This is a genomic window from Ruegeria sp. BJ5, assembly GCF_056537865.1.
This window is the reverse complement of the sequence record NZ_JBQFSH010000006.1, coordinates 106,123-129,189: the sequence shown is the minus strand read 5'-3', so window position 1 is coordinate 129,189 and position 23,067 is coordinate 106,123. Positions and strand designations below refer to the sequence as shown.

The following is a 23,067-nucleotide window of genomic DNA, read 5'->3' as shown; positions in this document are numbered from 1 at the left end:
CGGCCGCGTTCCTACATCGCCTTCAGGCCCACCTTGGAAAAGTACTTCGCGGGAATGTAGGAGGCGTTGTTCACCATCTCCATCAGCGCGATGCCCTGTTCACGGGCCTCGCGGAACACGATGCCATAGGTGCCGGCATTGCGCGGGTGCCCCCCGTACTCCGTGAAATCGGCCTCGATCAGCAGCGGTTCGCCATCGACGGTGAAGCCGACGATGTCGTTGGCGATCGCAATATCCTTCATGTGGATCCAGCGCTCCAGGTCTGCTTCGGGGCGGACTGTGATGAAAATCGGCTTGCTCGGATCCTCCTTCTGCTGCCGGAAGAACTCCTCGTCGGACTCGTAGAGTTCGCCGGTGCTGGTATCGAAGATATCGCGGGTCGGAACGATATTGTTCGCCTCGATCTTGTCCGGCAGCAGTTGCGGTGTCGCGATGTTCGGATTGCCGGTGATGGCCGGGTAGTATTCCGCGAAGATGGTCATTCCGCGCATTTTCAGGCGGCGCGCAAGCTCGTAGATTTCTTCCCACCCCTGGTTCTGGATGTGGGAAAGGATCAGGGCCCCGTCGAGCGCAACGGCGTTTGCGATCACCTCGTTTGCGCCCAGGGAATAGTAGAGCGGCAGGCTCTCGGTCGGACCGAAACGGGTATGGGCGCCAAAGAAGCGGTCATACTTCTTCGCCATTTTCTGAAGCGCGAAAATCTCCTTCGGATAGGTGTTGTATCCCATGTATCCCACCGTCGTGTTGACGGTGATCGCCCCGGCGCGAAGACCCTTTTCATACATGGTCATGACTTCGACGAGCTGATCCGCAGTCGGAATATCCAGCGCCCAGCTGGCATGTCCGTCTTCTTCCTCGGCTGCACCGCGTGACTTGAGGATGTAGGTCGGATCGGATGCCAGCTCGACTGAAACCCCATCCATCACGACACGCCGGATCTCCTCGTGCCCCATCCCGGAACCGAAGTTGAGAAAGGAATTGCCCTCGTACTTGTCGTAGAACAGGTCGGCATCCGCCACGCCGCTCTCGGTATCGAGGATCGTCGTCGTGCCATCATGGGCCATCATCTTCTGATCGAAGCCGCCAAAGGAATGCGAATGGGTGTTGATGAATCCCGGCGCGACTACATGCCCGGAAACGTCGATCTCGCGCTTGCCCGTCAAGGCATCTTCGGTGATCGCGGTGATCCTGTCGCCGGTCACGCAGACATTGCGCACGGCATCAAGATTGGTTTCCGGGTCCATGACGCGGCCGTTGAGAAGCGCGACGTCGCACTCCTGAGCAACCGCCATCGAACTGCAGAGGGCCATGAGAGTGGCAAGAGTGAGGTGTTTCACGGTCAGTCCTTCCGGGATGATTGCGTCGGGCAAAAAAACGCGGGGCGGACGAGGGAGACCGCCCCGCGCTCTCCTCAGTCCAGCGTGTTCTTGTAGATCACGCCGTCCTTCATGATGACCTTCAGGTTGGGATCAGGATCGGCCAGAAGAAGGATGTCTTCGAGCGGGTTGCCATCGACCAGCAGGAGATCCGCGTAAGCGCCTTCCTCGACCACGCCGAGCGGGCCGTCTTGATACGGATTGTTCAAGCCCGTAAGCCGGTTCATGCGGGCGCCGTTCGATGTGGCCATGCGCAGAATGTCGAAGGGTTTGAACTTGGCCTCGTGCAGGTATTTGAACTCGTCGTTCATCTTCTTGTCCTGCTCAAGCGTCTGGTCCCAGTTGTTGATGAGATCGGTGCCCAGAGTGTAGAGGTCGATCATGCCCGGTGTCGTCTGGATCACCTCGATCATGTTGGCGGCGGCGTCACGGACACTCTTCCATTTGGCGAACGAGGCTGGCGTGTAGAAGGCTTCCGCCTGTTCGGTCGTCACCGAGTAGACCGGGGCTACCGCCGTCGCGAACATGATCTGCTTTTCGACCATGATCTCGGCGGCCTCCTTGGTCAGGAACGGGATGTGCTCAACGGTCTTTGCACCGTTGTCGATACAGTTGCGGATCGCCTGCTCGGTGAACACGTGGCAGGTGACGTAGGTGCCCCATTGCTCGGCGGTCTTGACCGCCATCTGGATCTCGTCCGCCTGGTACTGAAGCGAATGCAGCGGGTCGAACTCGGACGTGACCCCACCGCTGACCATGACCTTGATCTGGGTTGCCCCGCGCCGCAGGTTCTCGCGCACCGCCATGCGGATCTGCTCCGGGCCATCCGCGATGAAGCTCATGTCCGTGTCGACCCAATGCGATGGGCCTTGCCCCGACAGGGTTGGATGCCGGTCGTTCAGCTTGCGGAAATCGGCATGGCCCGATGTCTGCGTGATGAAGGCCTCCGAGGAATAGATCCTCGGGCCGGGGAACATACCGGTATCGATGATCCGCGCGATGGACTTTGCCGGTCCGCCGAGGTCACGAACCGTCGTGAACCCGTTCATCAGGATGCGCTCGGACCGGATCGTTGCAACGCCACCAAGATGGAAGGGTGTGATGTTCTGGCGCAACCCGTCACTGAGCGGGTTGAACACCAGCAAATGCACGTGCTGGTCATGCATCCCCGGCATGAGCGTGCGCCCGCCGCCGTCAATCATGGTTGCGTTGGGCGCTTCGATCCCGTCCGTCGAAATTTCCTTGATCAGGTTGCCTTCGACCAGAACGCTGGCGTTTTCGATCCGCGCCTCGTTCACGCCGTCAAAAACATGGACATTGGTGAACAGGGTCTGCGGCAGCGCTTCGTCCTGCGCAGAGGACATGCCGGCAGCGAGCGACACCACGCCCGCCAGTAATGTGGACTTGAAAAGATGCTTCATAAGTTTGCCCTTCCGCAATGTTGACGGCGGGGCCAGCGCCCCGCCGAAAGTTCAGTTCAACGTGTTCTTGTAGAACTTGCCGTCCTTCATGATGACGCGAATGCTCGGCACGTCCTGCCCGCGTGGCTCGGCATCGAACCATGTATCGACAGCGCCGATGGCAGTGATGTCTTCGAGCGGGTTTCCGTCAACGATGAGGATATCGGCATAGGCACCTTCCTCGATCACGCCGAGCTTGCCTTCGGGATAGGGGTTTCCGCGTCCCGTCAGTGCGGCCAGTTCGCCGCCATTCGAGGTCATCATCTGCAAGGCCCAGAGGTTGCCGAACTCACGCGCCATGAAAGCCTTGGTGAAGTCCATCGACTGCCGGTACGGCACACCGGTCAGCAGCACGTAGTCGGAATCGAACACCATCTTCGGCTTGTACTTCCGCACCAGATCAAACAACTGCTCGCTGTTTTTCCGCAACCAGAGGAACTTCGCCGTCGGCGGGAAGGTCGGGTCCTGGTGCATCGGATGCTCAAGCGCCTCGGGCGCCAACGCGGTCAGGTTGGGCGAGAAGAACGCTTCCTTCTCTACCAGCTTCTGCATCGTCGGTTCCGTTATGGTCAGGCCGTGATCCACCACTTTGACCCCGAGATCGAGCGCGCGCGACAGGTCGCTATCCATGAAGACATGCATGGCGACATAGGAATCCATGTCCCCGGCCACCTCGACGGCAGCGGCGATTTCTTCGTCTGTAAAGGCGGACTGGTAGATCGGGTCCTTGATGGAGGTCACACCACCACTGACCATGATCTTGAGGTAGTTGGCCCCAAGCGCAAAGTTCCGCCGCGCGCCGTGGAGCACTTCGGCAGGGCCGTCGACAAGCCGCGTGATCTCCAGCCGTTCAAGATTGCTTTCGTTCTTGCGTTGCCCGGCGATCCCCCAGTCGCCATGACCACCGGTCTGGCTGAGGCAGGCGCCGGACGAGTATATCCGCGGGCCCGGAAGCGAACCCTCGTCGATTACCGCACGAAGTCCACCATGTGCACCGCACATGTCGCGCACGGTTGTGAAGCCCATCGCCAGCATTTCCTGCGCAAAGGCCGCAGAACGTGCGCCGATCTCCTCCCATGTCGTGTCCTGAAGGCCCGGGATCGTGCCATCCTTGTACATATTCACATGCACATGGCTGTCGATCAGTCCCGGCATCAAGGTGCGTCCGCCGCCGTCGATCACATTGACCTCGACCTCTTTGGTCTCGATACCGCGTTCGGTCTGGATGGTGAAAGAATAGCCGTCGATACCGCCAACAGGATCGGGCAGGCGCTTGCTTCCGCCCGTTCGAACTTCGACTTCCCACGTGCCGGATTCGGGAATGTCCTCTGCAATCTTGTGAATCTTGTTCTTGACGACGAGCACGTCGACATCTTTCAAGCCGTCATTCACCCCGTCGAAGACCATCACGTTCTTGAACAGCGTGACCTCCGAGGGAATGTTGGGGATATCCTGCGCAATGGCAGGCGTCGTGAGCGCAATTGCCATTGACATGGCCGGCAGCAACGCCTTCAGGTTGAGTGTTGTCATTCGGTGTCCTCCCAGGGGTCGGTCTTCCTGCGGACCGATCCTCCCACTATGCACATGTGCCCCGAGATTCTTTTGACCCGCTGATCCCGTGGTGCATTTTTCTGACCCGATCCGGTCAATTTCAGCCAATTTCTGCTTGGCCGTCAGGCGCCCGCGCCCGTAGCGTGTCGGAGAGTGAAAGGGTGATGTGGATGCCGCAAGGAGAACAAAAGGACGGTTTGTCCCTCGTACGTGCTACGGTCCTCGGCCCCGTCGTAGCGATGATGCGGCGGCTCGATGCGGATCCGGCCTTTGCGCTCGGGCTGCATGGATTGAGCGAGGAACAGGTCCTGAACCCGGCCGAGTTCATCCCGCATGACACGGTCTATGCGGCGCTGGCCTCCATCGCCGACATCACCCGGCCGGATATCTGCGCCTTGGCGGGACAACAGACAGACCTGTTGAAGTTCCTGCCGCGTGGGGCGCTCCTCGGCCAGTCGGTGACCCTTGGCGATTTCTTCACCCGGTTCACCCAGATCGTCTCGAAGGAAAGCAACGCGGTGTCCTTCCGGCTCCTGATCGAGGAGGAACACGCCTACTTCACCACCAGTCGCAATTTCGAACCCGAGGTGTCGCCGGGCCATTCGGACGCCTTTCTCGTCGGGATCTGGATCTCCCTGCTGCACCGTGTTCTCGATTTCCGATGGGATCCAACCCAGGTTGTTCTGCGCCTCTGCGATCCGACCCTGCTGCCGGAGCAGTTTCATGGCGTGCGGGGCATCAAGTGCAACAACAGGGGATTCTCCATCCGCTTTCCGGCGGCCTGGCTGTCGCTTCCAATCAACCCCGAACTCCTCGTGAACCACGACAATGATATCGAAGAACCGGTTCAGGTCGATGTGCCCCTGGACTACCTCGAAGGCTTCGAAATTCTCGTGCGATCAAGGCTGTCCGATCCGGCGCTGACGGTGAGCGAGGCCGCCCGGATGTGCAGCATCACCACCAAGGTGCTGAACAAGCGCTTGTCCTCCTACGGAACAACGGCGTCCAAGGTGATCAACCGGCTGCGGATGGAAAAGGCCTCCGAACTGCTCACCACATCTGATCATTCGATCAAGGAGATCGCCCAATTGGTCGGCTTGTCCGAAACATCGGCACTCACCCGAGCCTTCACGCGGAACTTCGGCATATCCCCGAAAGATTGGCGCAATAAGGAGGCACAAGAGGCCCAAATTGCCGGAGCGCCTGCAGATTAGCCTGACCCCGCTGCGACTTCTCGACTACCGCAATCTCTGGAACCTCGGTCGCCAATGGTAATGCCGAAGAGATGCATGAACCGGCGAGCCCTTCGCGGGGAGCAATCGATGGGAAAGGAGACCTCCATGCTATCCGCAGCGAACTCCCGCTTGCCGCCCAACGTGCTGATCAAGCATGACCGCTTTGGGCTGATTGCCTCCATCGTTCTCGGCAATGGGAGCGGCGGATTTGTCCCGCTCACCTCCCATTTGCCGCCTGGTCCTGAACGTCCGGAATGTGCCGCTTGCGGTCTACGGCATCGGCGAAAGGCAGAAGTGGGAACAAGTATAGCTTCGGGCTCAGAGCTACCTTTGCCCCCATTCCCTTGTCGCCGCAGTTAGAAAGCCAAGTCGCTGGAGAATATACGCCATGCGGGACACAGCCGCCCTGGCTTCATCTAGCTCAATGACCTCATAACCGCTCTGTCGAAAGGTGGCTTTAGGATGTTTTCCTCCAGTTTTTCTAAGATCGAGCTTTGACACACACTTGGCATTTTTTGAGTTTTCGCAAAACAACGATAGTTCGGCAAAGGCCAAATCCTGCTCCCGCAACCAACACAGTCGAACAAAACACCGAACGAGCCGCCCAAGGGCGGCTTTGCTCGTTTTCCACCGCTCGTTTTGCACCAACCCAACCATCGCCGACAAACAAAAGGAAAGACACGCGCAAAATGCGCGATCGAATCTCCCGAGACGCAGTCTACGACAGACCAACGGACTGCCGAGCCGCCTCAGTGATCGGTCAGACCAAGTACACTCTTACACGCGCGCTTTTTCAAATGCGGCCCAAGCTACTTCAAATTTCCCGAAGTTGAAGCCGGGTTCAGAAGCCGCATTCAGAATTATTCGTTCGGTTTCAAATAATTTCAGAATGGCGTGTTCGAGCTGATCAATCAGATCGGCAGGGACAACAACAGCACCATGCCGGTCCGCATGGATGAGATCCGACGGATTGACCGTCAGGCCGAAGATCGAAACAGGCGTGTCGATTTCTCGGACGTGAACGAAACCATGGCTGGGCCCGATAGATCCGGCGATGACCGGGAACCCTTGCGGCATGTCACCAAGGTCTCGCATGACCCCGTTGGTGAGTGCGCCGGCCATTCCGAACCCCTTGTGAACAGACGTATTGATTTCGCCCCAATAGGCGCCGATGCAGGAGGGGAAATCGACATCTTCAACCACTGCAACTGAGGGGGCCGGGGCCTCGGCCATATATCTGTAGTAGTCCATTCGCCGCTGCCTGATGACTTCCGGCGCTTCGGAGGGCGGCTGCACCGCAGCGATCTTGGCGGTGCGGGCAAATCCGACGATTGCGCCCTCGGATGGGGCCGAACAGAACATCGTGCCACGCGTGAATTGGTCAAACCCGCGCTTGCCTTGGGCCATCTCGATGGCATTGCAGACTGTGGGTGTGTCGACCTTGCGCAACAAGGCAAGTAGGGACGGTGTCATGGAGCCTCCAACCAACGGCACAACGCCGTTGTGGTTTCCTGGGGTCGCTCGAGGGTGGGCAGGTGCCCCGCACCGATTACGACCTCCAGCGTACTGTTTCCGAGAAGCTTGTGCATCAGTTCGTGCCGCTCCAACGGGCATAGTCTGTCATCCTCGCCGCATAGAACGAGGCTTGGACCTTGATAAGCGGACAAGGTGTCCGTTTGATCCGGGCGGCCCATGAGGGCGATGGACTGGCGAAGAAAGACCTCGGGGCCCAGATCAGTTGCCATGGCCATGCACAGGTCCAGAATTGCGCCTTGCCGAGGGCCATCGGCCAGATAGTTCGGCTTTAGCTCGTCACGCATGACCTGCCGCAATCCACCTTGACGCACGGCCTCCATCTGCGGACCGCGCCGGGTTTTGACCTCGTCTGCTTCGGCCAGCGGGTTCGTGTCCAAGAGTGCCAGCCGTTCAACACGTTCTGGCGCCTGGCGCAGTACTTCCATGGCAACGATCCCGCCCATGGAAAGACCTGCAAGAGCAAATACCGGCGGTGCATGGCTCAGTACATCGGCAGCCATTGCCTCGACGCTGTCCTGGGCGCTCAGCGGATGGGTCATCAACGGCACCCGTCCGGACAGGGCTTCGATTTGCGGCCCGAACAGTCGGGCATCGCACATCATTCCGGGAAGAAGAACCAGGGGCGTCATGCCGATGCCAATCTGGCACCTTCGGCCAGGGAGGCCAGCTTGGCATAGGCGATGTCGGGGTCGACCGCACCGAAGCCGGCAAATGTACCAAACCCACAGTCACTCCCGGCGATGACCCGATCCGGCCCCACGATATTGGTGAACCGCTCGATGCGTTGCCGCACCAGCTCGGGGTGTTCGATGAAATTCGTTGTCGTGTCTACGACGCCGGGCACAAGGATCTTGTCGTCCGGAATTTCGCTCTTGCGATCCCGGAAGACGGTCCACTCATGGGCGTGGCGCGGGTTCGACGTTTCGAACAGAACATAGCGGGATTTGGTCGCCATCAGGGTCGTGAACACCTGATCCATCGCAATGTCGCAGCAATGCGGGCCTTCGTAGTTGCCCCAGCAGATATGCACTCGGACCCGGTCTTGCGGGACATTCTGCAGCGCATGGTTCAGGGCTTCGACATGCATCTCGGCGATCGCGATGAATTCGGCATCGGAAAGATCAGCGAACAGCATGTGCCGGGAAAGGGCCAGATCGGGGCAGTCCAACTGAAGATCCAGTCCCGCTGCGACGATCGTTTCATATTCCTGCTTCATCGCATCGGCGAGTGCGGCCAGATAGGCCTCGCGGCTGCGGTAGTGGGCGTTCTGCAGAAACAGAGAAATCACCCCAGGCGAGGCGGCGTTCATGAACCCACGTTCGACCCCGTGCGCAGCCATTGCCTGCTTGAGATTGCGGATATCCTTGTTCAGTTCGTCCTGGCCTTTCGAGCGAACGTCGCCCGTGCATTGGGGCCGGGCGTATTGGGGTGTGCCCCCTTCGTTGGCAAGACGTTGCAAAAAGCTGGGAAACATCTTCAGGTCCGCGGGGGCATTCCGTGGACTGCCCCCTGAGAAGCCTGTGTAGCGGTCCTTTACGTATGTCGCGTACGAGATTTTTGAGGTCTCTCCGTCGCTGACGATGTCGACACCGGCCTCGACCTGACGCCGAACCGTTTCAGACACGGCCTTGGTCATGCAACTGTCGAACGCATCGGCGTCATAGGGCTCGTGCCGCTCGCGCGCAAAGATGAAGTCGACAACTTCCTGGGATCGGGGCAGAGACCCCACATGGGTGGTAAGTATCTTTGTCATGCGGGGTCCTTTCTTGATCAGTCGCCGGTCCATGTTGCGCCAGCAGGATCGTCGGTCGCGGTGATACGGTACAACCCGGCCGTACCGGTCATGGATGGAGTGATGGTATAGGCTTCGCCGGGCAGCACCAGCACCGTATCCCCACCCGAAATCGTGGTTTCGACATCCTCGACAGTGACCCGCCAATGGCCGCTTGCCGGCATCAGCACGACGGGCTTGGCCGATTTGGTAGGGTCTTGAATACCAGAGCCGCGGGTCAGGAAGTCGACCTCAAAGCCGGGCTTGTCCTTGATCAGACCGTTTTCACCGATCACCTTGGCGGGTTTGTCGGCCGCCAGCGCCATCAGGTCCCAGTAACGGGCCACGTATTTGCCGATCACGGCTTCGACCGGCACTTCGGGATAGGATTTCAGCTGCTCTTCGGTCAGCAAGGGCATAGGCCGGACGTTATGCGGGAGGTCCTGGCCCTTCTTGCTGTCGTAGAGCACGCCGTTGTCACCCAGCATCAACCCGTGCGCCCGGGCGTCTTCAATGACCTGAGGTGCCCAAGTGACGCCGCCGCCGGCATCGTCGCCGCCCAGAATGGACATGATCATCCCGTAGTCGTCGCCCACATTCTCGAACCCGCGGAAAATGCCGGTGGGAATGTTGAAGATGTCACCTTCCTCGGCAATGAACTCGCCCGCCGTGCCATAGCGACCCCAGAAAAACCGCCAGCGGCCCTTGGCGACAAAAAAGACCTCGGCCGTCGTATGGCTGTGCAGCGAGTTGCGGCATTTGGGCGGTTGGCCGGCGGCCCCGATATTGAAGCCGATCTTGTCGGTTATGTGAACATGTTGATCTGGCGACTCCGAAACACCGCCGCCGATGATGGTAAAGTTCTCTTTCTGATCGCTGCCCGGCGTGTGGGCATCGATGAAGGCCGTCTTGCACGGCTTGAGCTCTCCATAACGGACGATGCGTGATGCGATGGTTGATTGTGTCATGATTCTGGTTCCGGATTTTGCGTTTGAGGGAATGGTCGGCAGATGTTCGATCACGTTCCCGGAGGCCGCAAATTCAGGCGGCGCGCTCGAAGGCTTTGCCGGAACCGGTGCAAGCGTCGGCTTGCATCGGTTTCGCGCAGGCCGCACGCCAGAACACGATATTCGACCGGAGCGTGCATTCAGACCTCTGCGCCCTGCAGAAGGATCTGCTTCCAGACCGAGGTTTCGTCAAACAGGGTGTATTCGCGGCGCAGCTTGGGTTCGCCGCTGATCAGTTCGCCGAATTCGGCATGGCTGATGCCCAGAACATAGACCTGCGCTCCGGTGGGGGCTCCGAACACCCCCCATCCGTCATGCTTGCCCCACAGGCTCCAGCGCAGTGCGGCACGGGGTGGCATGTTGGGATCGTCGCGGCCTATCTGGTGTTCGATGCGGAACTCGGCATTGGGGAAGCTGGCTCGCAATCCCATCCAGAACCGGTCGACCGAGTCCCAACCGTGTCCGGTGACCCCGCCGACATATTCCGACTGAACCGCGCGGTCGTATTCAGCCCCGATCGCGCCCATGTCGGCGTTCATGATCCGGGTCAGAATATCGGCATAGCGCTGGCCCCATTCATTGTCGTTGCCTCGACCCTTGTAAGGGCCGGGCTGGTCGATCTCGGGCGTCAGAGGTTTCACGCAGTTTTCCGGCCCGCCCTCGCGAGCGATCAGGTCGGCCGCGTATTCCTTGGGGTCCCAGCCCATCTGGCGCACGATGGCCCCCTGATCGCGGATCAGCCATTCATCGTTGATCTGATTGTCGATCGCATGGCAATCGGCCAGAATCCGGTACCGCAGCTTGGTTCCGGTTGGTTTGCCATAGACACCTTCGGCAAGGTGCGTGGCGGTCGAGATGATGCGGTGGGAACTCAGCATCCCCTCTTCGGGCGTGCCCGACCAGATCACGTCTTCGCCCAGAAGCTGCCGGTCGGGAAACTCGGCCAGGGTCGCCATCGTCGCGCCGATGACGTTTTGATTGCCCAGCACGACCGAACCCGGTGAACGGACAACGATGTCGTCGCTGTAATATTCATGCAGCGTGGCGATCGCGCGATCTTCCCAGATTTCCTTGGTGATGCCGATGATATAGTCGGGAAAATCCCGGAATTTGGGGTCAAATCCCTTCATGTGTTCGTCCTTTTTGGGTTCCATCCCTTGGGCAACCGGGCCGAGGTTCGTACGATCAGCGGTCCGTCAATTGCCACCTTGCGGGGTTCAGAAGTACTGGGCTCTTCGATGTGATCCAGCAGCGCGGCAACGGTTTCCGCGACCATCAGGTTCGCCCGCTGCCGGATCGTCGTCAGATTGTATGCGGGCCATCCGGCGGGGGGCACATCGTCGTACCCCACGACCGAGACGTCTTCGGGGATGCGCAGGCCCAGCTCAAAGCGTAGAACATCCATCACCGCCAAAGCCATATGATCGTTGGCGACGAAAACCGCGTCAGGTCGGCGCTCCGGTGCCACGTCGAACATGGTTCGGGCCGCCGCACGGGCATTTTCGGTGTGAAACTCGCCGATCCCATGTGCAAACAGATCGCTGCCGGCGTCGCGCAGTGCGGCAAGGAAACCAGCCTCGCGGTCGCGCTGGGTCGAGGCACCCTGCCAGCCCGCGATGTAGGCGATGCGTTGGTGCCCGCCCGCCAGCAGGAACTCGGCCACCTTGCGGCCGCCGGCATAGTTGTCCGAGGTCACGGTGGTGATGCCCTCAAGATCCTGGCTACGGTTGAACAGCACCACCGGAACGCCGGCCTGCTGGCAGCGGGTGGCGATGTCCGACGACATCGGCACCGAGGCCAGAATGACCCCGTCCACTTGATAGTCGAGGATTTCCTCCATCACGTCGTCGATATTTCCGGCCGAGCGCGAGGCCATGAAGATCAGCACGTGATAGCCATGCTCCTGCAGGCGGTTGGACAGTTTCTCCAACGCCTCGGGATAGAAGTAGTTGTCCAGGTAGCCGACAACCAGGCCGATGATCCGGCTTTTGCCCGACACCATCGCCCGCGCCAGCACGTTGGGACGATAGCCCAGTTCGGCCGCCGCCTTGCGCACCTTTTCCTCGGTCTTCTTGCTGACCGAAGCGCCGGGCGTGAACACCCGGCTGACCGCCGACTGGCTGACGCCGGCCAGTTGCGCAACCTGAAGCGATGTGACCTTGTCCGCCATCAGTCCGCCGTCCATCCGCCGTCGATCAGCATCGACGTGCCTGTGACCAGACCCGAGGCGTCGGAGGCAAAATAGAGAACCGCGCCCATGATATCCTCGACCTCGCCCACGCGGTTCAGCTTGATTTTGTCCATGATCCAGGCCGCACGTTCGGGGTTGTCGAAGGTCGATTGCGTCAGCGGGGTTCGGATGAAGGTCGGGCAGACCGTGTTGATGCGCACGCCCTGCTTGCCCCATTCGATCGCCATCGCCTTGACCATGCCTTCCAGCCCGTGCTTGGTCGCACAGTACAGCGCCCGGTCGATGCCGCCGACATGGCCCATCTGGCTGGAAATGTGGATGATCGAACCGGGCCGCCCGGTTGCCATCAGCGCCTTGGCCGCATAGGCCGACAGGAAATAGGCCGAGCGCAGGTTGACGTTCATGACAGCGTTGAAATCCTCGGGCGTGGTTTCGACCGCCGGCCCGTGCCGCGCGGTCCCGGCCGAGTTCACCACCACGTCAAAGGCCCGCCCGTCGAACAGCGCCTGCAACGCGGTCAGGTCGCCCTGATCCAGCACCCGCCCCTCGGCCGACCAACCCTGCGCTTGCAGGGCGGAAACCGCTTCGTTCAGCCGCTCGGCCCCGCGCGCGGCGCAGACCACATGCGCCCCGGCCTCGGCCAAGGCAACAGCGCATCCCAATCCGATGCCCGAAGACGCGCCGGTGACCAATGCGGTCTTGCCGCTCAGCGAGAACGAAGGGGTGCGGGGCAGTTGGGTCATCAGCTCATTCCATCCGGGGTTTCAATGCGGCCCAGGTTACGGGCCTTGTTGAATTCCCGCAGGCGGGCAAAGACGTCAACGCCAAGCTGCGCATAGGCGTCCAGAAGATCGACCAGAACCCAGTTTTCGCGGATCCGCCCGTTCTCCAGCCGCCAGAAATCGAGGCTGCGCATGGTGATCCGCTTGCCCGAAGGCGCGATGCCCATCCACCCGTCATGGGTGACGGTCTGGATCATGTTGGGCCAGCCGGTCACTGCCGCATAGTCGCCATCGCCGAAGAAATGATAGGTGATGTCGTCGACATATTGCCCGCGATCCGGCATCCCGTTCAGGAACGGGATCTGGTGCCAGTTGCGGAACCCGGCATAGCCGCGCCCGGTGCCGATGCCCGAAGGCCCGTACCAGTTCATGCGCGGATGCCAGAACCGTTCCATCTCCATCACCTCGGGCCCGCCCTGCGAAGGGTGCTTTTTCAGATGTTCCAGCATGTCGACGATGTGTTGACAGGTCGCGCGGCCCTTGTCGGCGTCGTAGGGCCCCGGCACCAGACCGTCCTGCGTGGCCGGGCCCGGCACATGCCATTCGCGGCCCAGGCTGGGCGCCATCGGCCAGGCACGGGCCTGCATCATCACTTCGGGGATGTCCCACAGGGCCTGCATCTCGACGATCCGGCCGTTTTCGAACCGGTAGAACTCGTGAAACCGCATGGTGACCTGATGGCCGGTGGGCGGGATGTCCAGCCACGGACCGGTGAAAGTGCCGGTGTAGTAGCCACCGCAGCCGACCCAGTCGGCGCCGAACTCGTCCGGTCCGGCCATTACGATATAGTCGCGCCGCTCGAGGTCCGGCCAGGCATCCAGCAGGCCCTTGTAGGCCAGATCGTAGAACGCCTCGCTGCCGGTGCTGTCACCGAAGGGGTGGCACAGGCGGAACAGGGCGTCGGGCGCGGTCACCTGCGCCAGCGCGGCCCGCACGCCGGGTTCGTCGAAATCATACATCGCCGCCCGAAGCGGCGCGATCAGCGCCTTGTGCTGCGTATGCCTGTCACTCATTCGGCGGCATCCCGGTATGGGGCCGGTGCGCCATAGGGCACGTTGATGCCGCCATAGCGGCGCACCCGCACGTTGCATTGTTCGGCATGGCCCACGAACCCTTCCAGCAGACACAGGCGCGAGCCGTACTCGCCGATCAGGGTTGCCGCCTCGTCGGTCAGGATCTTCTGATAGCTGTGGGTCTTCAGGAATTTGCCCACCCACAAACCGCCGGTATAACGCCCGGCCTTCTTGGTGGGCAGCGTGTGGTTGGTGCCGATCACCTTGTCACCGTTCGATACGTTGGTGCGCGGCCCCAGGAACAGCGCGCCATAGCAGGTCATGTTGTCCAGGAACCAATCATCGCGGTCGGTCATGACCTGAACATGCTCCGAGGCGATCTCGTCGGCGACCTGCTGCATCTCGTCATAGCTGTCGCACAGGATCACCTCGCCATAATCCTGCCAGCTGACCCGCGCGGTGTCGGCCGTCGGCAGGATGCCCAGCAGGCGATCAATCTCGGACAGGGTCTCCTCGGCCAGCTTGCGCGAATTGGTGACCAGAACCGCGGGCGAGTTGTAGCCGTGTTCGGCCTGCCCCAGCAGGTCAGTGGCGCAGATCTCGGCATCGACGGTTTCGTCGGCGATCACCATGGTTTCGGTCGGGCCGGCGAACAGGTCGATGCCGACGCGGCCGAACAGCTGGCGCTTGGCCTCGGCCACAAAGGCGTTGCCGGGGCCAACCAGCATGTGCACCGGGTCAATCGTTTCGGTACCCAGCGCCATCGCGCCGATGGCCTGGATGCCGCCCATGACATAGATCTCGTGCGCGCCACCCAGATGCATGGCGGCGATCACCGCCGGGTTCGGCTTGCCCTGGAACGGCGGGGTGCAGGCGATGATGCGCGGCACGCCCGCAACGCTGGCCGTGGCCACGGACATATGGGCCGAGGCCACCATCGGGAACTTGCCGCCAGGCACATAGCACCCGACCGACTGCACGGGGATGTTCTTGTGGCCCAAGATCACGCCCGGCAGGGTTTCGACCTCGATATCGGTCATCGAGGCGCGTTGCGCGCGGGCGAAGTTCATCACCTGCTCCTGCGCGAACTTGATGTCGGCCAGTTCGCGGTCTGACAGCTGAGCGATCAGGTCGTCGATCTCGTCCTGCGACAGGCGGAACGAGGCGGGCGAATAGTTGTCGAACTTCTCGCTCAGCTCGCGCACCGCGTCGTCGCCACGGGTTTCGATGTCCTTCAGCGTCGCCTCGACCACGGCGCGGGTCTTGGCGTCATCCTCGGCCCGGTCTGCGTCGGACTTGCCGCGTTTGAGATACTCGATTGCCATTGTCTTGATCCTCAGTTGTCGGGGCGGGGCGGAGTTTTCTCGCCCCGGTCATATGCTTCCCAGCCGTGGCCCTGGAACAGGTCGACGCCCAGTTGCGCGGCGACATGGGCGAAATCGACATTCACCCAGTTGTCGACGATCTTGCCGTCGACCACTTTCCAGAAATCCATGTAGCGGATCTCGACCCGCTTGCCGGTGGGCGGGATGCCCAGGAATTCGCCCGAATGGGTCGCCTCCTGCCGGCCAAAGGCCGCGGCCCATTCGCCCATGTAAAGCCGCGCCTCGTCGATGCAGACCTTGTCGGAAAACGCAGCCTGGAAGGGGCGCTGCCAGTTGTCCTGAAACTCCTTCAGGCCGTTCTTCGTGCCGCAGCCCTGATTGCCCATCCAGCGGAACCCTTCCGTGAAGAACTCGCCAATGTCGTTGATGCGGTGGTCATTCAGGCCGTCGACCATGGTTTCGATCACGCGGCGCGTGTCTTCGGTTTTGTTCAGGTCGGTGTCGCGGGTCAGAACCGCTTGTTCAGGTCGGGAACCTTTCATCGTCTTGTCCTTGTCAGATTGTCAGGGATTGGGGATCGGGGGGACATGCCCCCAAATCCGGGAAAATCCCTGGGCAACCTGTTCAGCGCCGGATGGCGCGTCAGGGCGTTATGGCGGAACCGGCGGCTCATCAGCCTTTGACCGCGCCGGCGGTCAGGCCGCTGACGATCTGGCGCTGGAAGATCATGACCAGGAAGAAAAGCGGCGCGGTGATCGACACGGCGGCGGCCACGGCGACGACCTGGTCGGTGGTGGTGGTTTCGCGGTTGAACATGCCGGCGATGGCGGGAACCATGGTCTGATTCTGCGCGTCCAGCAGCAGCGAGGTCACCAGAAAGTCGTTGTAGGCCAGCAGGAAGCTGAACAGCCCGGTGGTGATGACGCCCGGCCACATCACGGGCATAATCACCCGACGGAAGGCCTGGAAATGGTTGCAGCCATCCACGCGCGCGGCTTCATCCAGCTCGGCGGGGATGTTCTGAAAGAACGACCGCAGCATCCAGATGGTAAAGGGCTGATTGATCGCTACCAGAACCGCGATCACGGCAAAGGGCTTGCCGTACAGCGTGGGCGCGTTTTCCCCCAGGATCGGGCGCAGCCATTCGGCCGAGTTGATGAAGACCGGCAGATAGCCCGCAACCAGAACCGAGTGCGGCAGCGCGCGGAACACCAACGCGACGATCAGGATCCAGAACGCCAGCGTCGAGCCCGACCGCGCCAGCCCATAGCCCGCCAGCGTGCCTACGGTCAGCGACACGGTCACGACGCCCGCGGTAACGATCAGCGAGTTCTTGAAGTTGTTGGAAAAGCCGCGGTCGATCCAGACGGTCTTGTAGTGCTCGGTCGTCAGACCAACCACGTCCCGCCCCAGCGGGCCGAAAAGTGGGTTCAGCACGTTCAGAACGGCCGGCAGGATCACGAAAAACACCAACAGAAAACCCAGCACCAAGGCCAATCCGCCGATGATCCAACCAAACCAGGCCTGACCCGGCTTGGTGTAGGTTCTTACCATCGAGGGCAGTGTTTTGGTCGTCGCAATCACCGCGACCCAAATGGTGACAATGCCGAGGATGATGTCGAGGATGGAAAGGCCTTCTCCGGTCGCAAGAGTCGCTGGACCGAAGATCACGTTCAGCGCGTTGCTGTCGAATGCGTCCACGGGTGATTTGAAGCTCATCACCGCGATCCAGAAGATCGGGAAGGCCGCCACAAGGCACCAGAACGCAAGAAACAGGTTCGACGACAGGCGCAGGCCGAGCGGTTGGCGAAGGGCGCGCGAGGACATATCAGTGACCTCCTTTGTGGTCGCGCCATGTCCGGCGCAGCGGTGCGATGAGAAGGATGACGATTCCGACCATGGTCAGCATGGCGCTGGCCGAGGCCCGGCTGATCGAACGGTTGCCCGCCTGATCCGGTACAAGGAAGTCATAGGTCAGCCATTGCAGCGAGATCACGTAGCCCTGGCTCGAGAAGCCGACGATTTCTTCGAACACCCGGTAGGAGTCCATCAGATGGATCATCGACACGAAGATGATCAGCGGCATCAGGTGCGGGATGACGATGTATTTCAGGCGCTGCCAGCGGCTTGCGCCGTCGATCACTGCGCTTTCAAGGCTGTCCTGGTTTACGGTCTGAAGACCGGCGTAGAACACGATCGCGGCAAAGGGTGCGACGTGCCAGACGCGGTATAGCATCATCAGCAACTCGATTGTCCAGGCCTGCGCGAACAGCGCGATGTCGCGGTTCAGCCACCATTCCAGCATGGCCGTCAGGATGCCGTCGCCGCGAAACAGCCAGTTGATCGACAGGGCGCCGATGACCGGAGTGATGATGAAGGGCAGGAGCGACACAAAGATCACCGGACCACGTATGACCGACGCCGCATTGTTGATCACGATGGCGATCAGCAGCCCGGTACCGATCACCAAGGGCAGAGTGATCAAGGTAAAGGTCAACGTAAAGCGCAGCGCCTTCCAGAAATTGATCGTGGACAGCACGCTCCAGCTGCCTTCGCTGATCGCGCGCCAGGCGCGTTCAGGCTCCAGCACGTTGCGATAGCTTTCCAGCCCGACAAACTGGGTCTGCGTGATGATCTCGCCCTCTTCGTCCAGCCTCGGAATGGACTTTTCCTCGGTCACGCAGGTCTGGGTCAGGAAGCCCGGCGTGCAGGTCTCGACCTCGACCGTCTCATAGATGGGCTGGGTGACGTAGAAACTCTGCTTGAACACGCTGACCAGCGGGAAAGCGATAAAGAGAAGCATCATAAAGACAGAGGGGCCGACAAAGGCGGCAAATGTCCGGAAATTCATGGCTCTGCCTTTCTCATGGTTCTCGTTGGATTGGGTGCGGGAGGGTCTAGGCCCTCCCGCGGCAGGATCAGTTGTTGACCAGTCCGGCCTCTTTCGCGGCGGTCAGATAGTCCGCCTCGATGTCTGCCAGCGTGGTCTGTGCGTCTTTGGCGCCAGTCAGATAATCGGCCAGGCCATTGCCAAGCGCAGTGTGCATGATCCCCATCGGGCCAGATGCGGGATAGGCTTTGGCGCCGGCTTCTGCCGAAGCGGCTGCACCTGCGGCCAGATCACCGGGCTTGTAGGCCGGGTTCAGCCAGACGGCAGCGTTGTTGTTGGCCTCGACCATTTCTGCATCCATGCCTTCCAGCGCCACGCGGAACGCGGCATCGGCCTCTTCGTCACTCATGTTCGAGGCAAGAACGATGCCGTCCCACCAGATCGTGGTCGCCGGGGCGGCCGAGCCCATCGGAGCGGCGGCCATGACGACCTTGCCGACGACCTGGCTTTCGGCCTCATCGTTCATTGCGGCCGCGCGGCTGGCCCACAGGTTGGCCATGGCGATCTTGCCCTGTTGGAACTGCTGCTGAACGTATGTGGAATCAGACACCAGATACTCGGGGTCCATGTATTCGGTCATGGCCTTGAGCGTCTCCAGAGCCTTCACGCCCTGATCGTTGTTGATTGCAGGCATGTTGCCGTCAGCAAAGAACTCTCCGCCTTCGCCCAGGTACATGTTCACGAACTCCTGACCCAGGTTCCAGCCGGTTTTGAAGGTGCCGCCAACGGGGTAATCCATGACGCCGGCCTCTTTGATCTTGGCTGCAGCGGCCAGAACATCGTCATAGGTCTTGGGCTCTTCGATCCCCAGATCGGCCAGAACGTCGCTGCGGTACATCAGGTGCTGGGCGTTCACCATCATGGCGATCGCCATGGTTTGCCCGTCTACCTTGATCAGTTGGTTCGGCAGCAGATCCTGACCGTATTTTGCGACCAGATCATCCAGCGGACGAATGGTGCCCGCGTTCAGCAACGGCACCAGCGTTGCGTTCGACACGCCGCCGATCTGGTACAGAGCCGGATCGGCCGCAAAGGCTTCGGGCTGCTTCTCGCGGAACTCCTGATCCAGCGATGCGCTGAAATTGCCGCACTCGGCCATCGCGTCGGTGACGGCCTTCCAGGCCTCGAACCCGGCGGACAGTGATTTGAGCGGAACGGTGTTCTCGAACGAACACGCCGCCCATGCAGTGCTGGTCACCATGGTCATGGCGCCTGCCATCAGAATTGTCTTGAGTTTCATGCGTTTCTCCCTGTCAGGATCGGTCCGTCGTCGACGTCCGGACCGTTGGTTGGCCCTTTCGGGCTTTGGTTGGGGTCAGCCCCCGATCCGCGCACCGCTCTCTGCTTCGAACAGGTGACAGATTTCTTTCGGCACCGAGAACGAGACCATCTCGCCTATTTCGGCACGGAATGCTTTGTCGGCTTTGACCGAGACCAATGCGCCGCCGACCCGGACCGAAATCATGGTGGCGTCACCCAGCAGCTCGAGCGTGTAGATCGGTGCCGTGATCTGGCCCTGACCTTCGGCCAGTGTCGCATCCTCGGCACGGAACCCCAAGGTCAGCGGGCCGTCAGCAATGTCCAGCCCCGGGATTTCGACACCCGTGGTCCGGAACACGCCGCCCTCGACCTGACCATCCATCAGGTTCATGGCGGGCGAGCCGATGAAACTGGCGACGAAAGTGTTGGCCGGGCGGTCGTAAATCTCGGTCGGGCTACCAACCTGTTGCACAATGCCCTTTTTCATCACCACCACGCGGTCGGCCAGCGTCATGGCCTCGATCTGGTCATGGGTGACATAGATCGTGGTGACGGCCAGTTCGTGGCTGAGATTCTTGATCTGCGCGCGGGTGGATACACGCAGCTTGGCGTCCAGGTTGGACAGGGGCTCGTCCATCAGGAACACGTTCGGTTCGCGCACGATCGCGCGGGCCAGAGCAACACGTTGGCGTTGACCGCCCGACAGTTCCGCCGGTTTGCGATGCAGAAATTCGTCCAGCTCGACCATGGCGCTGGCGCGGCGCACCTTCTCGTCATGGGTTGCGGGGTCGATCCCGCGGACCTTCAGCGGGAAGCGGATGTTTTCATAGACGTTCATGTTGGGGTAGAGGGCATAGCTCTGGAACACCATCGCCACGTCGCGGTCCTTTGGCTCGAGATCGTTGACCACCTTGCCGTCAATCAGGATGTCGCCCTCGGTCACGTCCTCAAGCCCAGCGATCATGCGCATTGTCGTGGTCTTGCCGCAGCCGGACGGGCCAAGCAGAACCAGAAACTCGCGATCGGCAATCGTCAGATCGAAGTTGTGAACCCCAACAAACGATCCCCATCGCTTGCCGACATTGCGCAGTTGAATTTCCGCCATGAAGCCCCCCGGGAAGGAATCGTTTTGCATACGTTTGCAAAAGGGTATTCTTGGTTTACCAATTCTGGCAAGACATTTTTGCATACGTATGCAAATATGCCGGAAATCAGTGATTCACCCCCGGGCAGAAACAGGCGCAATATGCTGCAAAACAATGAAAAACAGATGAGCTTTCAAAAAGAGAAAGATCTGGTGAAGGCGTTCTATGAGGACCTGCAGTTGGCCTCCAACGACAAGCTGGCAGACGTCATAGGGCGATTCTGTGCGCCGAATCTGCTGTGGCGCGGCTTTCACCCGTTCGGTCAGATTTCGGGGGTCCACGACGTAGCAGAAAACTTCTGGGGCCCGCTGCGAAACAGCCTCAAACGCATGCAGCGGCGTCAGGATATTTTCTTTGCGGGTTGCAACTCGCTGACCGACGAGCGCGAGGTCTGGGTGGTTTCCATGGGCCATCTGATGGGTCTTTTCGACCACTCCTGGTTGGGCATTCGACCGACAGGCAAAATGGCATTCCTGCGCTATTGCGAGTTCAACAAGGTGCAAGACGGCAAGATCGTCGAGACCGCGATGTATTTCGATATCCCGCATCTGATGGTGCAGGCCGGTCAGAACCCGTTTCCGCCCCAAACCGCAGCCCATCTTGTACAGCCCGGGCCCCTGACTCACGACGGTATCCTTGGCGCGGATCAACCGGTCGAAGAAGGGGAGCAGACTCTGGCGCTGATCAACGCCATGATTTCCGATCTGGGCCAGTGGAAAAGTGGCCTGACCCTGAGCGAAGAGCTGAGCCGCACCTGGCATGACGACATGATCTGGTGGGGGCCCGAGGGAATTGGCGCCACCTACACGATTGATCGGTACGGCAAGCAACATGCCGGTCCCTTCCGCGCGGCATTCGCCGAGCGGTCAAAGACCAAACATGTCTGCCGGCTGGCCGAAGGTCACTACGGCGGGTTTTTTGGCTGGCCGAACTTCACGGCTGTTCCTACCGGAGGGTTCATGGGCATGCCGGCGACCCAAACGCCCGGTGAGTTTCGAGTGATCGACATCTATCGCCGCGCGGGCGGCAAGCTGGCCGAGAACTGGATCTTCATCGACCTTCTGCATTTCTGGAAACAGCAGGGCGTGGACATACTGGAAAGAACCACGGGCATCGGATCGGCGCAGGTGTAGACCGGGGGGGGCGGACTGGATGCAATGGGAGGGGATTTGGTGGAGCCTAGGGGAGTCGAACCCCTGACCTCTTGCATGCCATGCAAGCGCTCTCCCAACTGAGCTAAGGCCCCTTTCCGGTACCGCCTGTGCGGTGGACGGACGTTTATGAAACGACGTGCGCGAGTGCAAGACCAAAAAATCGGATTCGGTGAAAAAAGATGCGCGGCGCACGGGGTGCATCGGGGCGCGGGGCAGCCTGCGCCGCCCCGGCCGGATCACGAGTCTTCGTCTTCAGACGCGACGTCGGTGATGTCGTCCAACGAGACGTTGTCCTCGTCGTCGTCCTCAAGCAGATCGTCGTCCAGATCGACGTCGACCGCGTCATCATCGTCCAGCAGTTCGTCATTGGACGTGGCTTCGCGCGCCTTGACCGACGCTGCATCTTCGGCGTCGGCTGCGATCATCCGGCTTTTGCCGGTTTCCAATTCCACGATCTCGCCGGTATAGGGGCTGATGATCGGGTCCTTGTTCAGGTCATAAAACCGCTTGCCAGTGGTCGGGCAAACGCGCTTTACGCCCCATTCTTCCTTGGGCATGTCAATTCCCCTTGATATCAGGTGAGTCGTATCAACGATTCAGGTCACCTGCCACATGCGGCGGGTACTGTCAAAGCCTTTGCGCCAAGGAGATCGCACCATGGGGCGACATTCATTGCCCGGACAGCCTCCCGTTGCGCTGACCTTGCGCAAATCGGCGCGGGCACGCCGCATAAGCTTGCGTATTTCCCAGTTGGATGGCCGGGTTACGTTGACTTATCCGAAGGGTGTGTCCGAATCCGAGGCGATCGGCTTTGCGCAGTCAAAGGAGGACTGGATCCGCCAGCATCTGGGCGCGCGGCCCGTTCCGGCGTCAGTCGGCTTCGGGGAAACCCTGCCGGTCGAAGGTGTGCCAAGGCGAATCGTACCGGCGGAGGGGCGCCGGGTCAGTTTACACGCCGATCAGGTTGCGGTGCCCGAAGGGGCCGAGGCGCGGCGCCTCGCGCGCTTTTTGAAAGAGCTGGCGCGTGATCGCTTGATCGAAGCCTGCGACGACTATGCAGCCATGCTGGGGCGGGAGTACTCCAGCCTGACGTTGCGCGATACACGGTCGCGGTGGGGGTCGTGCAGTGCAGCGGGAGGGTTGATGTTTTCGTGGCGGCTGATCCTGGCGCCCCCCGAAATCCTGCACTATGTCGCCGCTCATGAGGTCGCGCATCTGGCCGAGATGAACCATTCGGCGGCGTTCTGGGCGCAGGTCGAGCGCCTGTTCGGCCCGCACAAAGCGGCCCGGCACTGGCTGCGCGACAATGGGGCCGAACTGCACCGTTACAGGTTCGATGCGCCCGCCGGTTGACCTCACGGGGATTTGTGA

21 protein-coding genes and 1 tRNA gene are annotated in these 23,067 nt (G+C 60.7%); 3 read left to right on the top strand and 19 right to left on the bottom strand.

Translation table 11 applies throughout. The annotated features are described in order from the left end of the window. Nucleotides 1–11 precede the first annotated feature (11 nt). From ACR0NY_RS18200 to ACR0NY_RS18190, 3 genes are all read right to left on the bottom strand, one after another. Entirely contained in the window at nucleotides 12–1,337 is a 1,326-nt protein-coding gene (locus ACR0NY_RS18200; protein WP_170370132.1) for an amidohydrolase family protein, read from the bottom strand. A 74-nt stretch (nucleotides 1,338–1,411) separates the two neighbouring features. Continuing rightward, on the bottom strand, nucleotides 1,412–2,797 hold the full coding sequence (locus ACR0NY_RS18195; RefSeq protein WP_170342821.1) for a metal-dependent hydrolase family protein: 1,386 nt from the start codon (nucleotides 2,795–2,797) through the stop codon (nucleotides 1,412–1,414). A 51-nt stretch (nucleotides 2,798–2,848) separates the two neighbouring features. Further along, complete coding sequence (locus ACR0NY_RS18190; protein ID WP_170343540.1) at nucleotides 2,849–4,366, bottom strand: metal-dependent hydrolase family protein; 1,518 nt, start codon at nucleotides 4,364–4,366, stop codon at nucleotides 2,849–2,851. Between the two features lie 191 nt (nucleotides 4,367–4,557). Between ACR0NY_RS18190 and ACR0NY_RS18185 the strand changes: the two genes are divergently transcribed. After that, nucleotides 4,558–5,601, top strand: coding sequence for a helix-turn-helix domain-containing protein (locus ACR0NY_RS18185; RefSeq protein WP_170357385.1), 1,044 nt, complete (start codon nucleotides 4,558–4,560; stop codon nucleotides 5,599–5,601). A gap of 798 nt (nucleotides 5,602–6,399) precedes the next feature. Here the strand turns inward: ACR0NY_RS18185 and ACR0NY_RS18180 are convergent. The 14 genes from ACR0NY_RS18180 to ACR0NY_RS18115 all read right to left on the bottom strand — a co-directional run bounded on the left by ACR0NY_RS18180 (nucleotide 6,400) and on the right by ACR0NY_RS18115 (nucleotide 20,502). Beyond that, a complete protein-coding gene (locus ACR0NY_RS18180) occupies nucleotides 6,400–7,095 on the bottom strand; it encodes an RraA family protein (protein WP_170370131.1) in 696 nt (231 codons plus the stop codon). Continuing rightward, complete coding sequence (locus ACR0NY_RS18175; RefSeq protein WP_170342814.1) at nucleotides 7,092–7,787, bottom strand: alpha/beta fold hydrolase; 696 nt, start codon at nucleotides 7,785–7,787, stop codon at nucleotides 7,092–7,094. Before ACR0NY_RS18175 ends, ACR0NY_RS18180 begins: the two co-directional genes overlap by 4 nt. Continuing rightward, nucleotides 7,784–8,911, bottom strand: a complete 1,128-nt coding sequence (locus tag ACR0NY_RS18170; RefSeq protein ID WP_170370129.1) for a cobalamin-independent methionine synthase II family protein — start codon at nucleotides 8,909–8,911, stop codon at nucleotides 7,784–7,786. The genes ACR0NY_RS18175 and ACR0NY_RS18170 overlap by 4 nt, the downstream gene beginning before the upstream one ends. Nucleotides 8,912–8,928: 17 nt before the next feature. Continuing rightward, nucleotides 8,929–9,897: a cupin domain-containing protein gene (locus tag ACR0NY_RS18165; protein ID WP_170370127.1), complete on the bottom strand. Its 969-nt coding sequence runs from the start codon at nucleotides 9,895–9,897 to the stop codon at nucleotides 8,929–8,931. Between the two features lie 179 nt (nucleotides 9,898–10,076). Next, nucleotides 10,077–11,066, bottom strand: a complete 990-nt coding sequence (locus tag ACR0NY_RS18160) for a nuclear transport factor 2 family protein (RefSeq protein WP_170370125.1) — start codon at nucleotides 11,064–11,066, stop codon at nucleotides 10,077–10,079. Beyond that, a complete protein-coding gene (locus ACR0NY_RS18155) occupies nucleotides 11,063–12,106 on the bottom strand; it encodes a LacI family DNA-binding transcriptional regulator (RefSeq protein WP_170343449.1) in 1,044 nt (347 codons plus the stop codon). The genes ACR0NY_RS18160 and ACR0NY_RS18155 overlap by 4 nt, the downstream gene beginning before the upstream one ends. Beyond that, nucleotides 12,106–12,870: an SDR family NAD(P)-dependent oxidoreductase gene (locus ACR0NY_RS18150; RefSeq protein WP_170342807.1), complete on the bottom strand. Its 765-nt coding sequence runs from the start codon at nucleotides 12,868–12,870 to the stop codon at nucleotides 12,106–12,108. The genes ACR0NY_RS18155 and ACR0NY_RS18150 overlap by 1 nt, the downstream gene beginning before the upstream one ends. After that, complete coding sequence (locus ACR0NY_RS18145; protein ID WP_170370123.1) at nucleotides 12,870–13,922, bottom strand: ester cyclase; 1,053 nt, start codon at nucleotides 13,920–13,922, stop codon at nucleotides 12,870–12,872. The genes ACR0NY_RS18150 and ACR0NY_RS18145 overlap by 1 nt, the downstream gene beginning before the upstream one ends. Continuing rightward, nucleotides 13,919–15,247: a histidinol dehydrogenase gene (hisD, locus tag ACR0NY_RS18140; RefSeq protein WP_170370121.1), complete on the bottom strand. Its 1,329-nt coding sequence runs from the start codon at nucleotides 15,245–15,247 to the stop codon at nucleotides 13,919–13,921. Before hisD ends, ACR0NY_RS18145 begins: the two co-directional genes overlap by 4 nt. A gap of 11 nt (nucleotides 15,248–15,258) precedes the next feature. Next, nucleotides 15,259–15,789 carry an ester cyclase gene (locus tag ACR0NY_RS18135; RefSeq protein ID WP_170342801.1) on the bottom strand — a complete coding sequence of 177 codons (531 nt, stop codon included), beginning with the start codon at nucleotides 15,787–15,789 and terminating at the stop codon, nucleotides 15,259–15,261. Nucleotides 15,790–15,919: 130 nt separating this feature from the next. Next, on the bottom strand, nucleotides 15,920–17,074 hold the full coding sequence (locus ACR0NY_RS18130; protein ID WP_093965119.1) for a carbohydrate ABC transporter permease: 1,155 nt from the start codon (nucleotides 17,072–17,074) through the stop codon (nucleotides 15,920–15,922). 1 nt (nucleotide 17,075) lies between these two features. Beyond that, nucleotides 17,076–18,098 (bottom strand): carbohydrate ABC transporter permease, encoded by a 1,023-nt coding sequence (locus tag ACR0NY_RS18125; protein WP_170342799.1) that lies wholly within the window; start codon nucleotides 18,096–18,098, stop codon nucleotides 17,076–17,078. A gap of 67 nt (nucleotides 18,099–18,165) precedes the next feature. Further along, complete coding sequence (locus ACR0NY_RS18120) at nucleotides 18,166–19,377, bottom strand: ABC transporter substrate-binding protein (RefSeq protein WP_170370120.1); 1,212 nt, start codon at nucleotides 19,375–19,377, stop codon at nucleotides 18,166–18,168. A gap of 75 nt (nucleotides 19,378–19,452) precedes the next feature. Further along, nucleotides 19,453–20,502, bottom strand: a complete 1,050-nt coding sequence (locus ACR0NY_RS18115) for an ABC transporter ATP-binding protein (RefSeq protein WP_170370118.1) — start codon at nucleotides 20,500–20,502, stop codon at nucleotides 19,453–19,455. Nucleotides 20,503–20,667: 165 nt separating this feature from the next. On the opposite strand from ACR0NY_RS18115, the gene ACR0NY_RS18110 reads away from it, so the two are divergent. Continuing rightward, nucleotides 20,668–21,675 carry a nuclear transport factor 2 family protein gene (locus tag ACR0NY_RS18110; protein ID WP_170370116.1) on the top strand — a complete coding sequence of 336 codons (1,008 nt, stop codon included), beginning with the start codon at nucleotides 20,668–20,670 and terminating at the stop codon, nucleotides 21,673–21,675. A 37-nt stretch (nucleotides 21,676–21,712) separates the two neighbouring features. Here the strand turns inward: ACR0NY_RS18110 and ACR0NY_RS18105 are convergent. Then, a tRNA-Ala gene (locus ACR0NY_RS18105) sits at nucleotides 21,713–21,788 on the bottom strand. Nucleotides 21,789–21,932: 144 nt separating this feature from the next. Next, the gene (locus ACR0NY_RS18100) at nucleotides 21,933–22,253 is read right to left on the bottom strand and encodes a TIGR02300 family protein (protein WP_093965124.1); all 321 of its coding nucleotides are present in this window, start codon (nucleotides 22,251–22,253) and stop codon (nucleotides 21,933–21,935) included. Between the two features lie 100 nt (nucleotides 22,254–22,353). On the opposite strand from ACR0NY_RS18100, the gene ACR0NY_RS18095 reads away from it, so the two are divergent. Continuing rightward, entirely contained in the window at nucleotides 22,354–23,049 is a 696-nt protein-coding gene (locus ACR0NY_RS18095; RefSeq protein WP_254432995.1) for a M48 family metallopeptidase, read from the top strand. Nucleotides 23,050–23,067 lie beyond the last annotated feature (18 nt).